Source organism: Photobacterium obscurum, from assembly GCF_026191635.1.
GTDB classification, from domain to species: domain Bacteria; phylum Pseudomonadota; class Gammaproteobacteria; order Enterobacterales; family Vibrionaceae; genus Photobacterium; species Photobacterium obscurum.
Window position 1 is genome coordinate 510271 of the sequence record NZ_JAKRRW010000001.1, and the last position, 16308, is coordinate 526578.

The 16308-nt window shown below is 45.7% G+C and carries 13 protein-coding genes; 5 read left to right on the forward strand and 8 right to left on the reverse strand.

The window, feature by feature from the left end:
- The first annotated feature begins 190 nt into the window (after positions 1–190).
- Positions 191–1129: a lauroyl-Kdo(2)-lipid IV(A) myristoyltransferase gene (lpxM, locus tag MD588_RS02200; RefSeq protein ID WP_265695136.1), complete on the forward strand. Its 939-nt coding sequence runs from the start codon at positions 191–193 to the stop codon at positions 1127–1129.
- Positions 1130–1255: 126 nt separating this feature from the next.
- On the opposite strand, the gene MD588_RS02205 is transcribed toward lpxM, so the two are convergent.
- From MD588_RS02205 to MD588_RS02225, 5 genes are all read right to left on the reverse strand, one after another.
- Positions 1256–1762: a glycine cleavage system protein R gene (locus MD588_RS02205; protein ID WP_265695137.1), complete on the reverse strand. Its 507-nt coding sequence runs from the start codon at positions 1760–1762 to the stop codon at positions 1256–1258.
- A gap of 276 nt (positions 1763–2038) precedes the next feature.
- Positions 2039–3502 carry a methyl-accepting chemotaxis protein gene (locus tag MD588_RS02210; protein WP_265695138.1) on the reverse strand — a complete coding sequence of 488 codons (1464 nt, stop codon included), beginning with the start codon at positions 3500–3502 and terminating at the stop codon, positions 2039–2041.
- 260 nt (positions 3503–3762) lie between these two features.
- Positions 3763–6147 (reverse strand): putative bifunctional diguanylate cyclase/phosphodiesterase, encoded by a 2385-nt coding sequence (locus MD588_RS02215; protein WP_265695139.1) that lies wholly within the window; start codon positions 6145–6147, stop codon positions 3763–3765.
- A gap of 13 nt (positions 6148–6160) precedes the next feature.
- Positions 6161–7195: a polyamine ABC transporter substrate-binding protein gene (locus MD588_RS02220; RefSeq protein WP_265695140.1), complete on the reverse strand. Its 1035-nt coding sequence runs from the start codon at positions 7193–7195 to the stop codon at positions 6161–6163.
- Between the two features lie 237 nt (positions 7196–7432).
- The gene (locus MD588_RS02225) at positions 7433–8032 is read right to left on the reverse strand and encodes a TetR/AcrR family transcriptional regulator (protein WP_265695142.1); all 600 of its coding nucleotides are present in this window, start codon (positions 8030–8032) and stop codon (positions 7433–7435) included.
- 221 nt (positions 8033–8253) lie between these two features.
- Here MD588_RS02225 and MD588_RS02230 point away from each other — a divergent pair, with 221 nt between their 5' ends.
- From MD588_RS02230 to MD588_RS02240, 3 genes are all read left to right on the forward strand, one after another.
- Positions 8254–9303 (forward strand): HlyD family secretion protein, encoded by a 1050-nt coding sequence (locus MD588_RS02230; protein ID WP_265695144.1) that lies wholly within the window; start codon positions 8254–8256, stop codon positions 9301–9303.
- A 2-nt stretch (positions 9304–9305) separates the two neighbouring features.
- A complete protein-coding gene (locus MD588_RS02235; protein ID WP_265695145.1) occupies positions 9306–10841 on the forward strand; it encodes an MFS transporter in 1536 nt (511 codons plus the stop codon).
- 358 nt (positions 10842–11199) lie between these two features.
- Positions 11200–12603, forward strand: a complete 1404-nt coding sequence (locus MD588_RS02240; protein WP_265695146.1) for a methyl-accepting chemotaxis protein — start codon at positions 11200–11202, stop codon at positions 12601–12603.
- A gap of 96 nt (positions 12604–12699) precedes the next feature.
- Here MD588_RS02240 and MD588_RS02245 read toward each other — a convergent pair whose 3' ends face one another.
- Both MD588_RS02245 and MD588_RS02250 read right to left on the reverse strand, forming a co-directional pair.
- Positions 12700–13539: a hypothetical protein gene (locus MD588_RS02245; protein WP_265695148.1), complete on the reverse strand. Its 840-nt coding sequence runs from the start codon at positions 13537–13539 to the stop codon at positions 12700–12702.
- A gap of 128 nt (positions 13540–13667) precedes the next feature.
- Positions 13668–14156 (reverse strand): hypothetical protein, encoded by a 489-nt coding sequence (locus MD588_RS02250; RefSeq protein ID WP_265695149.1) that lies wholly within the window; start codon positions 14154–14156, stop codon positions 13668–13670.
- A 487-nt stretch (positions 14157–14643) separates the two neighbouring features.
- Between MD588_RS02250 and MD588_RS02255 the strand changes: the two genes are divergently transcribed.
- Positions 14644–15165: a MerR family transcriptional regulator gene (locus MD588_RS02255; protein ID WP_265695151.1), complete on the forward strand. Its 522-nt coding sequence runs from the start codon at positions 14644–14646 to the stop codon at positions 15163–15165.
- A gap of 151 nt (positions 15166–15316) precedes the next feature.
- Here the strand turns inward: MD588_RS02255 and MD588_RS02260 are convergent, their stop codons facing one another.
- Positions 15317–16114, reverse strand: a complete 798-nt coding sequence (locus MD588_RS02260; protein ID WP_265695152.1) for a hypothetical protein — start codon at positions 16112–16114, stop codon at positions 15317–15319.
- Between the last annotated feature and the right edge of the window lie 194 nt (positions 16115–16308).

Consider the following 16308-nt stretch of genomic DNA (forward strand, 5'->3'; position numbering starts at 1 on the left):
CTTGATTCCACTCATATAAGATTTACAATCCTGAACCAAGACTTAATGAATATTCTTTCAATACGCCCAAAGTAACCTTGCACTTTCTACGGCTGATGTTTGGATGATTACAGTCAGACTTAAACATTTGGTTTAAGTTTAACGGATTACACTTCGCTGGTTACAACCCAGCATCTTTGGATTTATCAGCATGAGCAACAAAACGTACGGCGAATACAACCCAGTTTTCACCCCATCATTCCTGCATCCCAAGTATTGGTTAACCTGGCTAGCAATACCGTTGGCAATCCTGCTGGCACTGTTGCCACACCGTGTCAGGGTGTCTATAGCAAGTCGTCTTGCTAAGTACTTTATTTCCAAAAACAATGGTGCCAGACGACGCGCGCTGATCAATATCAAGATGTGCTTTCCTGAGTTGACAGAAGAACAACAGATGGGATTGCTGGAGCGCTCTTACGCAACAGCAGGAACTGTAATGCTTGGTTTTGCCCAGCCGCTCGTCAAAGGACGAAAGTTCGTCATCAACAGCCATGACATAACCGGCGAGCATTACCTGCACGAGCTACAAAAGCAGAACAAGAATATCATCATGTTGGTACCGCATAACTGGGCAATTGACTTTAGTGCTCTGTATTTTGCGGCCAAGGACATGCCGATGGTCGCCATGATCCGCCCGCAGAAGAACCCGATCGTCGACTGGCTAATGAACGTGCAAAGAAAACAGTTTGGTGGCCGGATCTACCAACGAAGCCAGGGGATCAAGCCCTACCTCAAATCTATCAAGGAAGGTTATCTCGCATATTACCTACCTGATGAAGATCACGGCGTACGTCAAAGTGTCTATGCTCCATTCTTTGGTCACGAAAAAGCCACAGTGAAAGGTGTCGGTAAACTAGCAAAACTATCCAATGCCGCTGTGCTTCCTGTTTTTCCATCCTTTGACATGGAAACAGGCCGATATAAAATTAACATACAAGCACCACTGACCGACTTTCCATCCGGTGATGAATACAATGATGCTTGTTTTATGAATCAAGTGCTTGAAGAAATGATCAGAGAGCAGCCGGAGCAGTATATGTGGATCATGCGCATTCTGCGTACCCGCGCCGATGGCAGCAAACGCTACTAATAGAGAATCTCGCTAAAATAGTCGCCCAAAAATCACGAAGCCTCTTGTGAGCAACCACTAGAGGCTTTTGTTTGTATTCAAGTAGCGGTAGCCGAATCAAAAGCCGGACCGGCAGTCCAAATAGGATCACTCGACCACATTCACCCGCATGCCGTCTTCTACCTGCTGAACAGCCTCAAGTAACTGCTCAACATTCACTTCACTCGGTACATTGACCATCAATTCTGCAAAGAACAGTGTCTGGCCCAGATCGGGGACTCCTACCCGGTGGTTTTCAATATTGACAATATCGACACCGATATCATCAAGGATATTAGTAATATCATTCACGATCCCCGGACGATCACTAGACTCGACTTTCAGTGTCAAAGGCTTAAGTTTATCTAATGGGATCGGCAGAGGAACATCAATAATACGAGGGTTTAAATCGGTCAGTTTGCTAAACGCCAACTTGAGCTGGGCTGCCGTTTCATTCGGAATATCCACTTTGATAATGCCAACAATTTGGTTATCTAAACGGTGAATTTTACTGATCAGCCATTTACCTCCCAGCTCGTGGGTTTTTGCCGCAAGCTGATTGATCAATTGAGGATGATCCTGACCCGCAATGGTTATTGTCAACTGAGTGTTCATAAGCCGTCCCCTCTGTAAATACATCATGTATTAACGCATTGTAACCAGACGAAAAAAAGCAGGTCACCTATTCAGACTAGCAAGCAACACGCATTTCTGCAGTGACTCAGTTCATACAAACCATGCATAAAACCTGACTAAAAGCATGGTTAAAAGGAATATTACTGGCTATGTAGCCAACGATTTCAGAATACGCATTTGGATATATCAATAAAAATGCCAGTCAATATTCACTGACTGGCATTATTTCTATGGCATTAGATGCTTATTATCGGCTTAATTCGCTGTGCGGTATTTTTCCAAAATACGCCCCAGTGCCTGTGAAGTATCAGATAGCTCATGTACGCTAGCCACTGACTGCTCAGTTGCAGAGCGGATCACATTCGACTGGTTACGGATATCATGAAGCTCAGAGGCAATATCATTGGCAACGGACGTCTGCTGCTCTGCAGCAGTCGCGATCTGGGCACTCATATCCATTACCATCTTGGATGACTCGGCAATGTAATTTACGTCTGTACCAATTTCGGTGATCATTTCACGGCTCTGGTAGGCCTGCTCTAAAGTCTCAGCCGTGATCTGCGAAATGCCATTGGTTTCAGCCTGCAGCTTGTCAATCATAGCCTGAATTTCAACCGTCGCCTGCTGAGTGCGTCCAGCCAGGGTACGTACCTCATCGGCAACTACCGCAAAGCCTCGGCCTTGCTCGCCAGCTCGTGCCGCCTCTATTGCTGCATTCAACGCCAATAGATTGGTCTGCTCGGAAATCGCATTAATGGTCGTGATCACATCGTTGATTTCCGTCGCTTTCTCGTTCAGGCTATTTACCGTTGCCGATGCCGCATCCGACTGCTCAGATAACTTGGTGACCACCACAATGGCATTCTGCACCTTCTCGTTGCTCTGCTGCAACTTGGCAGAATCAGCATCAAACTGATCGGTTGTCTGCACCGCAATACTGGCAATGTCCTTGGCTGAAGCTGTCATCTCTTCCATTGCCGTCGCGACAGAGTCTACCGATGCATACTGCTGGCTGATCTGCTGCTCGGCATTCTGGGCTTCCTGACCGAAAGTGGAAGCTGTTGTATGCAATGTAGCCGAACTGGTTTTAACCGTTTCAACCAGTTCACTGATAGTATCCATCGTACGATCCAGCTCATGGCCGATAATACCGAACTCATCACGGCCAACATGGAAGCCAAGACGTGACGTCAAATCACCATCGGCAATACGACGTGTTGCCTGGTGCATCACCCATAGGGCTCCACCCAGGAAGGTCGCTAACCAATAACAAATCAGCGCCATCGGTGCCAAGGTCAACAAAGAATACATAAAATGATAAAAGGCCTGCTGCTTGGCATCTTTTTCCACTTTGCCTGCTGGTTGAGTCAGCAGTGCATACCCTTGCCCACCCTGCATAGGCATCGATACCGTAAGCACATCATTCTGACGTGATGACTCTACTGAATAAGAAACTAACTGAATATTCTTTTTGTCCAGTACCTGTCGCTGAATGTCACCGCTCAGCCCTGCAGCAGCAACCGTACTGACCGTTGCCTCTAACTGTGCCTCAGCCCGCTGCATACTCGTCGCTTCAATACGATCCAGTGCCGAGTAATAATGACTACCCGATACACCCGTAACAATAGCGGCAATGGCGATAAACAATACCCATAATTTGTCGTTGATCGACATTTTAATAAACAGGCGATCTACGGTTCTGAACTCAACTTCTCTCATCGTGCTTCCATGTAATAAGCCGAAAACCCCATGGTAACAGTTGCGAATAATTGTTGTGATATGTAACCGGTATTTTAACAAAGACAAAAATGACATTTTCAATAAATATTGACGTCGGTCACACGAATGCAGTCCGATATAGGGAGGAAGAATAATAGGAACAATGACCTATTTCCGACAAGAACATAAAAAACAATGCACATACTGGCATATGATTTCCATGTCGAGCCTATGCGAAATAGCGCGGTATAGCACCACTGCTATGCATTCAATTGCAACCTTTGCCGTGAAGAAGTAAGTAACGTCTTGAAGGTCGTCAATGGTACAGGCTTAGACAAATAATAACCTTGGGCATAATGGCAACCAAACTCCGTCACTAGCTCTAACTGCTCAAGGGTCTCGACACCTTCAGCAACTGTTTGTAGTTCAAAAATACGAGCTAGTTCGACAATGATATCTGCCATTGGTCTTTTCTCTAAATTCGAACGGTTTAGCAAACTGATAAATGACCGATCAATTTTTAGCGTGTCGACCGGATAGCTGTTTAGCTGGTTAAATGCCGTATACCCGGTACCAAAATCGTCTAGCGCAACCGTCACTCCAATGGCTTTAAGCCGACGTAAAACGTCAATACTCTGCTGGTCATTATCAATCAGGGAAGTTTCTGTCACTTCCATCTCGATTAAGTTGGGCTCTATTTGATAACAATCAATCAACTGCTTGACTGATTCGGGGAACACGTCATTGTGTAGTTCCAGGGCGGAAAAGTTAATATAGATCCGGATACCGTCTCCATACTCCGCCTGAAGTTCGGAGAGACTTTTCAGGGCGCTGTTGATCACCCAAAGATCTATCTGCTTAATCAATCCACTGGACTCGGCGACAGGAATAAATTTTTCGGGGCCAACTTCATTTAGCAAAGGGTGATCGCATCGCAATAAGACTTCAGCCCCAACAATCTTGCGAGATACCGTTTCAAAAACCGGCATAAACACCAGATAGAAACTTCCCTCACTCTGAATCGATTGCCTAAGCGCATTTTCAATACTCATCCTTTCTTCAAGCTGGCGGGCAATCGACTGCGAGAAAAAAGTAAACTTCCCTTTCCCTTCCTGCTTCGAGCAATACATGGCGGCATCAGCATTATGGATTAACGTTGTACTATCTAGCCCGTCACTCGGTGCCATCGCTATACCGATACTGGCGTTGACGTCATGAGTAATACCATTAACTTCAAAGCCATCTTCGAAGATTTGTAATAAGCGGCAAGCAATATTTCTAACCGCTCCAATATGTGGGATATCATTTAAAATAATTGCGAACTCATCACCTGCCAGCCTGGCAACCTGCTTATTTCGTAACTGATAAATTGAGTCTGTTTTGCGGACGAGTGATTGTATACATAGACTAAATTCGCAAAGCACTTTGTCTCCCATATCATGCCCGTGTGTATCATTGACTTGCTTGAAATTATCCAAATCAATATACAACAGCGCTAATTGATGATTCTTTTCGGTACATTGCGCTAGGCATTGTTCAAGAGAAAAAAGGAAACTTCGGCGGTTAGCGAGCCCCGTCAATGAGTCATAAGAAGCAAGACGATGTACATCCGAAATTAACTCAACATAAGCATTATTAAGTATCGCAATTTCATCATTGCTGGGTAACGCTTCTAAGCGATCCGATCTCAGCTTACGTGCTATTTCTACTTTATTGGTTAACTTTAAAACAGGTTTGATCACTTGATAATCAATCAATATCCGAATAAATAGATAACTCAAGAGTGTTAATATAACTGTGATGAAAGCGGCGACAGGGTATAACTCCAGAACAGCTTGGCTAATGGCACTCCATGGAAGGCTCAGCGTTGCCGTATAAAGATCTGTTTGTGATACGGCCTGAATCTGGCGCTCACTGCCCGTATTGTTAGCTTGCAATCTATTTATGGCGACACCTTGCTCACCAACAGGCTCTATCAGCAGTTGGTAATCCATACCGAGCTCATTCCGCAGCCTGCCTATTAATTCCCGCTCCTCATAAATTTCTAGAGTAATCGTGGCATACAACAACCTCTCAGGCTCCACCTTGCGCAAGTCATCGAGCATCAATAATTGATGTGAAAAAGGCTGAATAGCACCAAGTAATAAACTATTGCCCTCACCTCGCTTGATAAAAGGCCTTGATTGAGAAGGGGTAATGGTTGATTTATTGACCCACCATTGCATATCGGCAGGAATGTGCTCAGCCTCCTGCTCAACAAAAGGATCGGTACCACTTGCTGAAACCAGCAGTTTACCTTGGGCGTCCAAAATTTGGATGGCATGAAGTGATGGCAGCACAGTGCTGGCTTTTACTCGAGCACGTTCTATCAGATCCTGAAGTGCTAGGTTTTGTACAACACTATGATTTCGGTTTACAAAGTCGATAAGCTCCTGGCTGTTAAGAATCTGATCCAAATTACTCTGAAGCAGGTGCTGGCGATGTAATAGATCATTATTGAAACCATGAAGTTCAATATCCAATCTTCGCTGAAGGTAATCTCCAGCGAGATCCTCGGCGGCTTCTAATGCAAGCCAAGCCGCAAGACTAAAAAAAAGCGTAATAATGGGTAGAAGAATCCAATCAATTCGCTGTGATAACTTCATTAACTATCACCCGTTAGTCCAGTTTCAGAGCTGACACCATTTTTCGGCGCAGGCTAAATCCAGATTTCGTTAGCGTCTGGAAAGTATGGCTACGTACCATGACCTCTTTCGGAGGATATAGCTCTGTATCATTCTGAATTTCAGCGGGTAGCTGCTGGTACGCTGCAGGAATTGGTGTCGAAATCCATGTCAGTTCGGCATTTTTTGCGGCTATATCCGGCCGGGCAATAAAATCAAGAAAAGCGAGTGTGGCCGGCTTCGGCTCTCGGCCTAATGGCATGGCGAAGCAGTCAACCCATATCATAGTCCCCTCTTGAGGAACGACATATTCCCAGTCTTTCTGACCTGTTTGGTTGATAATCTCTTCAAGGTCAGCCGAATACGCCATTGTCATGCTCATTCGGCTATTTGGGCCATGGTCGATGGCATATGACATTCCGTATTCATACGCCAGCACATACTCTTGTTGCTGCTGCATCAGGCGAAAAGCTTGCTTCAGTTCTTGCGGCTCCGAACTGTTTGGTAATTGCTTATTTGCCAGCAAAGCTATCGCCGGCAAATCTTCAACGGCCCGGTGTAAAACTAAACGCTTGCGATGTTCGCTTGGAGGGGAAAAAAATTGCTTCCATGATGAGATAGGAACATCACTTATCGAACCGCGCACCGCTATACCAATCGTCCCCCAGCTATATGGAAAACCATAGTCGCCACAACTTTTCCGCCATCGCTCAGCATTATTGTCGATGTTTTTTAGAGGAAGACTAGATAAAGGCCGCAATAACTTTTCTTGGCTAAACAAATCAAGGCTTACCGCATCAATCATCACAAGATCAAACTGGTTACCGCGACCACTAGTAATAATTGAGTTACGGTAAGTATCATCATCAAAATAAACTTGATATACCGTGTGCCCTGTTTCTTCCGTAAAGGTATCAATTACCTCTTCCGCCAAGTAGGCCTCCCAATTATATATGGTGATTTCGTCTGCCGTTGCAGTATTTAATACTGCAAGGATTGAAAACCCAGCCACCAATATATAATTACGCATACCTTCATCCTTAAGGTTATTGTCAGTCCGTGAATTAAGAGGCTACCTTTGATAGCAATATCGATTAATAACTTCAGTATAGACTTAGTATGCAATTAGGCTAAGAGCAATTAGGTTATAAGCGATTAAGGTCGTAATGTGGCTGGAACAACAGGAAATGTGCATTGGCCGAAATGTAGACCACGATTTGGAGTAGTGGCGAGATAAACCGCGACTACTCGCAATGGAATTGACGCCCTACGCGACGTAGCCATGTAAGAAACACTTCACGGCATAAGTAACATGCTGCTTCATTTCCTGCTCGGGTGGAGTGTCTATACCGACCAAAGCTTCATGGAAATAATCTCCCTTCAGCGCGCCAAGTAACTGCGAGCATGCTGCTTTGGGATCTTCAATTTTCAGCTTTCCCTGCTCAACCTGGCTTTGCAGGTAATCAACCAGCAAGTGGTGCATATGCTGAGGGCCTCGCGATAAGAAATATTCAGCTAGCTCTTTGTCATGACGTGATTCGGTAACGATAATACGGTACATATTAAGCAGTTCCGGACTGCATAATGCTTTGAGATATTCGTAGCCAAACTGGTTTAGTTTCTCCTCCAGCGAAATTTCGCTGGTGGAATCAAACTGAAAAGCTGCTTCCATCTCTTCAGTACAGTGGGTGATCACCTCAACGAGGATGCCTTTCTTGTCACCAAAATAACGATAGAGCGTCTGCTTAGAGCCTCCACATTGTTCAATAATTTGATCCAGGCTGGTTTCCGAGTAGCCTTGCTCGAAAAACAATTTGGTGGCTGTTTCAATGATCTTTTTCTGTTTTTTCAGGGTTGATGGACGCATTTCTATACCTCATTTCAGACCTTCATTAGACCAGCTCATGCCACGCTATGCAATTTTCAGTTCGGCTTATCTATCGTTTTATAAAACAAGATGTTACACCTCACTTTCCTCTTTCGGGTGATGGAAATCATGTTTTAGTTTTAAAAACAGCTTGAATTATTAGTATCAGATCACTTATCGTACCGTCCAGTACAGTACGATGACTTGTGGGAAGATACGATATGAATACCAAATTAAAAGCAGGCATTATCTGCTTAACTCTCGCGGTTTCAGGGTGTGCAATCTATGGAACCTTTGCAGCCAAAGCCGGCCAGGTTAAAACAGACAATGCCTACACCCACAGCGAAATCACCCAGATCAGTGCCGAAGCCTCGGGCCGGGTAACCAAAGTATTCGTCTCTGACAACCAACTGGTCGAAGCCGGACAGTTACTGGCTACCATTGATGACCGCGACTACATTGCCCGTCGCGATCAGGCTCAAGGTGCCCTGGCGATGGCATTGGCCGCGATAGATAACAACTCGGCTCGGATTGAGTTGCAGCAAGTCAAGATCCAGGAAGTGATGGCCTACCTCAATGTCGCGAAGGCCGAAAACGATCTTCAGCAAAGAGAGCTCAAGCGCTATTCCAAGTTGGTGCGTACCGGTGCCGTCAGCAAAACGAAATTTGATCTGCAAAAAAACAAAGCGATCAATGCAAAGGCTAATCTAGAGGCAGTCAGGCTCCAGCTGGCAGCAGCCCGGAAGCAGCTGAAAACACTGCAAACCGAACGAGCACAACTGCAAGCCCAGCAACAGCAAGCCAAAGCCGGTTTGGAGTTGAGCCAGCTGGCTCTGGAAGATACCAGAATCATTGCCCCGATCCGTGGTGTGGTGGGTAACCGCTCGCTGCAGGAAGGAAAATTCATCAAGGCCGGTTCGGGCATTCTGGCTATCGTACCAGTCGACAATATTTGGCTCGAAGCCAACTACAAGGAGACCCAGCTAACGCATATCCTGCCGGGGCAGCAGGTTGAAATAAAACTGGATATGTTTCCCGATGCAGCGTTTACCGGAACCGTTAACACCATCGCCCCGTCAACGGGCACCCAGTTCAGCCTGCTCCCTCCCGATAATTCGACAGGTAACTTTGTCAAGGTGGTGCAGCGTGTGCCGGTCAAGATCGAGCTGGACATTCCGGAAGAGCTGAAAGGGAAAATCGTACCTGGCCTTTCCGCCGAAGTCATTGTCCATACTGACAGCAAGTTAGCCACCCATCACACAGGTATTTAACCATGACACGGCGTACTGAACTCATCTTGCTTGTATCGCTGGCAATGGTCCCCTTCGGTATCACGTCGGCGATCTACAATGCCAGCTCAGCCGAGATGGCCGGCAGCCTAGGGCTCTCGGCTGACGAGGCATCATGGCTGAACATCCTCTATATTTTCGCCCAGCTAGCTATGCTACCCCTAGCCTCCTGGCTAAGTTATCGCATAGGGGCGGTTCGCCTGCTGATCTCAGGGGCTGTCATCGGCCTTGCCAGCACCCTGATCAGCAGTTTCACAATTACAGAAGCTGCCCACTTTCTGGCTTGGTTCGGCCATGGCCTAACGGCCAGCATGATGCTGGTAGCCGCTCAGGTACTAGTGCTAAGAAACTTGAGTGCCAGGGACATCGCTTATGCCGAAGGCTGCATGCTGCTCATGACTACACTTTTACCTTTTGGAGTGTATCCATGGATTTTGGCCGAGTTGGCCGAAAGCAGCCTTTGGCAATTTTCTTTTGCCGTTCAGATCATATTTTACCTGGTTCTGCTGGCCTGGTTCTGGCTGCGCCCCATCCCTTATGAAGACGAAAAGCAGATGGTTAAGTTCAACCTGATCCAGGCAGGCCTAATAACAGCAGCCATCGCAGGCGTGGTATTTATTCTAATGCGTGGACAGTTTTATAACTGGTTCGACAGCCCGGTCATTATCGAAGCCTGCTTGATTACCGGCGGCCTGCTTATGTACACAGTAGCCGCAATGCAAAAGCAGTGGGGGCAAGGTGAATACTTACGAAGTGATGTACTTGGCTCAAGAAAAAATATCGTCTCTATGTACAACGGCGCACTGGCTGGCTTTGCGGTACTAGGTACATCAATGTTGATCAGCAGCTACCTGGCTGGTGTGCTGAAGTACAGCCACAGTGAACTGGGTTGGATCCAGATTCCAGCTTTCGGCTCCATGCTGCTGGGCCTGGCTGTCAGTATCTGGATCTGTAACCATCCTCGTTTGAAACCGGATGCCGTGATCCCCATTGGCGTACTAATGATCCTGATTTCCAGCGCATTTTTATCTGGCAGCAATACCTACAGCGGACAAAGTGATATGTGGCCGGCACTGATATTGCGCGGATTCGGGGTTGGTGTTCTCAATGTCACGGTGACAATTTATATTCTGTCCAGTTTTGATAAGAAGCATCTGCCCCAGGGGATCAGCTGGTTCTATCTGTTCCGAACCTTTGGCGGACTGGCCGGAGTTGCCCTGTTCTCCCGACTGATGAGCCTGGAGGCCTCAAGTGTCATTAATGTACTGGGCGAAAATGTGAACGCCACCAGCACAACCTTTATCCACTACCAAAATACCCTGGCTCAGTTGTTACAAAATGGAATGCTAGAGCCGACTCCGGCCCGAGTGGCCACGTTGCTAGGCAAGCAGTTACAAACTCAGACCAGTGCCATCGTCGGGATCAACAACTTCCAGTGGTTCATTATCGCTATCGGCGTCCTGGCACCGATATTGATCATTGGCAAGAAGTGGGCGGGTAGAGCAAACTCGAAGGAGTAATTAATTGTATGAATGTCATCATCCTCCTCGCTTTCCAAAAGAAAGCGCCTGTCACGCAATGCGTTGGAAGGTCACTCAAGAGCACTTTTAGGTAACAAGTATCCCCTCAGGCCAGCCTTTGGGGATATTTCTAGCAAGAAAAAGAAACTCGAGTCCATTGAGCTATCTCTCAGGGTGATGGATAAGCAATCATTTGCTCATCCACGTTTTCAGGTGATGAAGTATTCGGCAGACAGGCGTTTCAATTGTCCCGACTGTGACGTAGATCTCTCCCTTCAACGTATTTGGATTTCATTTTCACTCATAATACGGCTCACCGTTACAAGTTGTACCATTTGCAGCACTCAGGGAAAAAACAATGAAAGAAATTGCATTCCGTTGGATAGATAAGCATCTGATAAATGTAACCATCAGAGAGAATTTTTTAATTCTCTTCTTTGCTCCGCTTCTAGCCATCATTATTGTCAGTGCGACCTTGATAGATGCTGCAAACGATCAGCAAAACCAGTTAATTAAGCAAGAGATGGAAACCGTTGCCAGCCTCATTGCACAGTCAAACTTAAGCCAGAATGAGGTTAGCCGTATTCTGGCCGATAGCAGTATTCAAATTGGTAGCGGTGGCATCCATACCACCCAGGTTGCAAACGCTAGCTATAGCCTAACGACCGCTGAGCAACCTAGTCTGCTTTCTGCACTCACGCTCAGCCACTCGGCCATCGCTGTGGCCGCATGCCTGTTTATCATTATGTGCCTGTACTACATCATGACCTTTATGGGCGGTGCTCTATATAACATCTATGATGCTGTTACCCGTCTGGCCGATGGTGATCTTACCTACCGAATTAACCATGCCCCAGCACGCAATGACTTTAACCTGATCGCTCGCACCGTGGATCGCGTTTCCGAACGAGAACATCAGCTGGTAAAAGCCACGCAGGAAGCGATTGCGTTAATCCAGCAAATCAGTTCGGAACTTCGCCAACGCAGTAATGAAAATGAAGGCCTCACTCACCAACAGCAAGAGCGCATTGACTCGCTGGCCAGTGCCACCGAGCAAATGGCAAGCTCTGTTCGTGAAGTTGCCAGCCACGCCCAAGATACCTCTAGCCAGACGAGCGACGCGACTCAAGTAACCAGCCAAGGTCAGGCACAGGTAAACAACACCCTCGAAGCAATTAATCTGCTAGGCACAGAAATCAATTCCGCCGCCGAGGCTGTCGCAGAGTTAGACAGCAATGCTGCACAAATTGATGACGTGGTTACCACCATTAATGCCATCTCGGAGCAAACCAATCTGCTGGCACTCAACGCTGCAATCGAAGCCGCACGCGCTGGTGAACAAGGCCGAGGCTTTGCGGTTGTTGCTGACGAGGTTCGCACCCTGGCAGGCCGTACCCAGAATGCGACGGTTGAGATCCAGAAAATGATTGAGGCACTGCAGAGCAACAGCCAGGGCCTGATGACTGTCATGCACCAGACAGTCAGCAATGCTGAATCCAGTGCCCAGATGATGAACTCAGTCAGTGAGGACATTGGTCAAATAGCAGAAAAGAACCAGTATATTGCAGGTCGCAGTATCGAAATTGCCGCGGCGGCAGAAGAGCAAGGAGCGGTTGCCGACAGTATTGCTTCTGACGTCGAGCAGGTTCGCGAACAATCCCGCAAAGTTGCTGACATGGTGACGCAGTCAGCTAATGAGATCCAGCGCCTCAACCAGCAGGCCGATGTATTGGAAAGCCTGATGCAAGGGCTAAAAGTCTAGACCTAAGCTACCTCGAAACTCTTATTGATCTCCTTCCCCCTCGGTCAGTAAGAGTTTCTCTTTATGGACTTGGTAATGTGTGATGATGAGATATGCTTACCAACTCAAAGGGAAATCGAGATAAACACGGACAAAAGTATCGTTGTCCCAAGGCAAAATAGGCTGATAACCGGCCGAACCTTTCGCCATATTATCGTAAGGATCCAGGTTATATTCCGTATGCACAATATCAACAACAAACCGACTCCCGCTCACCCAGCGGCTGCTATTGTACACAACAGCTAGTTCATACTGATTCTCCAACCAATCATCACCGTCATGCCACTGCTGTGCGGAAAGGCTTAAATCAACGTCATTGCTTAAACCGGTACGAATATAGGCTGCAAGAGAAGCCGCCGATGTTTCATTGCACAATTCGCTGCGACTATAGCCGCGTGTTTTGGGGACATCATCATCGATTTCCAAAGAATAGTAACCCGCAGAGGCTTTGGCTCCTATCACGTATGACGTGTGGGTAAAGCTGAGATCTAAGCCCGGCATAAACGTCTGTTGCTGCTCGACAGAGCTCACTGTATTACGTCTGTCATCGATACCAATGAACCAGTTCACGACGAGTTGTTGGGTAAATCTTGAAAGTAAACCCTGGGCTAAAAAATCAGATTGGAACCAAATGGGAATATGGTCAGGATCCAGCTCGTCGTTATCGTTGTCGAAATAGGTATTAACACGCCCTGCCAACAATATCTTGGAGTCGGTAGTGTGAGAAATAAAAAAACCGACGCCGACGCCAAAGGTATGAGAGTCAGCCTGCTCGACAATAAAATCATGGCCACCGACCGTCATGCGCCAGTCTGCAGCAACGACAAGCGTTGAAAAAACAAGGGGGGAACAATATAAACAAGGAAGCAGCAACGTCTTGAAGTTACAGCGATTCATAGCCCAAACCTTTTTGTTATTTTCTCTAACAAAGCTAGGCTACGAAAGTATCTTAGGCAAATAAATTCAAACAGTTGGAAGTGAACCAAGCGGCATGAGGTATCACGCAGCTTGGTTCTGATGTCAGATTAAATACCCGCGCGCTTCAACAAACCGTTCATCAACGATGAGCTTGCTTTCACTTGCTTGGACTTATTCTTCAATTCACGAGCCAATGAAGTATCGTGCATTTCATTAGCGATATAAATCATTGACTGATACATATCACGCGGTGTTTTAATACGTGCCGTATCGTTTAGCGGACTAATGATTTTGACAACATCACCGCCAGTTTTGTTGTGCTTGTTGGCATACTCCAGGACAGAATCTAGCAGTTTGTCCAAATCAACCATAAATTCAGAGTTTTCTACGCCCTGCTTCTGCATTTCCTTCAGGTTTTTCTTTCTAACCTGATTGATGATAAATGTCGGTGTGTTGAGTTTCTTATAGCCGTAAATACCAGCAAGAATCAGTACGGCAACACCACCTGCTACGTACCCCCAGATTGAACCTGAAGATTCAGCCACCGGCTGAGCCACTTCAGCAACCTTTGCAACAGACACTGGTACATCAGACATATTTGTAACCTTTAACTTGAATAAATCGGAACATCAGAGACATTATGCATTAACCTCTCAAAGGACTATGCGTTTTATCAATATTTAAGTCAAATAGAGTGACGGAGGTCAAAAGTTTGACAAGATCCCCCACGCGTAGTGACAACAATCTTCCTCCCACTTCGCCCTATGCGCAGTCTAACTGCCCTTTTTTGCATCGCTGTAGTTACCGTAGGAATAGCAGATAGAGTAAGTACCAACTTCCATTCACCTGGCAACAGGTCGACTTGAAGTCTCGCTCAGCCTCCAGCTCGCGGCATTGATTAACATACTCTACCGATGGTCATTCATTGGATTTAACGGCTCCACTTCCATAATACGCCCCTATTTATTGCTACCTCTATCAAGCTCGGTATTTATTCTCGAACAAATTTCTTCTAACTTAATGTTGACCCGTCTACAGGTCTAGGGTTGAAAATCTAGTCTCAGTTATAGAAGAGAGCAACCTATGCTTACTGTCACTCAACTGGCGAAAAACTATCATATATCACGAACTACTATCCTCTATTACGAGCGTGCAGGGTTACTTCTACCTACCTGTAGGTCCGAGAATGGTTACCGGTGGTACGGCGATAAAGAAATTAAGCGACTGGAAACAATCCTTGCTTATCGTTCTTTTGGGGTGTCGATTACAAACATAGAACCTCTTCTCGACCGTCATGATGATATGGCACAAGAGCACATTTTGCGTGATCAATTTAACTCTCTCGAACAAGAGATACAAAAATTGCGTCAGCAGCAAAAAGCTATTGTCATGCTGTTAGAACAACCAGCATTACTGGAGCAAAACATGGTAACTAAAGCACGTTGGGTCGAAATTATGAAAGCCGCGGGTCTTAATGAACAAGATATGAAAAATTGGCACAGACAATTCGAAAAAATGGAGCCAGATGCTCATCAAGAATTCCTGGAATCGCTAAGCATCGATGCAGAGGAGATAAAAAAAATCCGCAGCTGGTCAAAAGCATAGGCTCAATTAGATCGCCAGGCTAGCGTAAAAAGCCACCTGAATAGCAGGTGGCTTTAAATCGTTCTTTTACAAAAGGCATCAGATACTAATTTGTCCAACTAAACCATTCGTTTCTTGGCTTAATATAAGTTTTCTGAGTTCAGTGCTAAATTCAAAAAATATTTTGAGTATCCGTTGTCATAGCCCAAACACTAACAGTCATATTAGGACTACTATTTACTAAGGTCATATCCGAACGGGTCGCAATAATATCCATCGTAGAATCACAACTATCATATTGACTTCGCAGGGTTGATTCGCTGGTATTAAATGCGGCGTCTAATTCTAGCGACAGACTCCCTCCCTCAACGACATTGTCTCTCCAATCATCTGTGGGCGAGTAACTCATGTTGAAAGATTGATTCCCTTTTGTACAATACAGTGATGGATAAACAAAGGTATATATGTGATTGCTCTGCTCTGACCAAGTATAATTCATTGCGCTGCCATCATACGTTGATGTTATATCAAAAGCTTGAGGGACAAAATCAAATGAGCTCTGAGCGATAACATCATCACCTCGATACCAAGTAATCTCGTAGTTATTTCCATATTCAGACACATTGAATGTATAGTAACTACTTCCAGACATTTCTGGCAGGACTTCAACGCCATCAACTAAAATAACAAAACGGTCCTCCCCTGTGAGATATACATCTCGCTCAGAGTTACGCTCATAAGTTAATTTACCGACAATAGTCGTCGCATTTTGTGGCGAACCCATTCCCGTTATGGTCGAGTTGGAATAAATAAAAGAACTACGTAACTGTGAAGGTTGATAGTCTGAACTATTAGAAGAGTATGGGTCTTGTAAGCTATTACCCGCTGAAGTAGTTCCTGAGTCACTACCACCACCGCCACAAGCAGCAAGCCCAAGAATACCAAATAAACAAAACATATTCCTATACATCATAATCCACCTCTGCAACAACTTTGATGAATTATAAACGTGTTCATTATTTAGAGGGCTATATATTTATAATTATTCGGCTCACTTCACAATAGATATATTTATGATTTTATTACAAAACTAAAATGACACATTCATCAGTGATTTATTCCTTATTTCCCCCTCTAATAGCCGGTAAAACAAATCCATTTTTA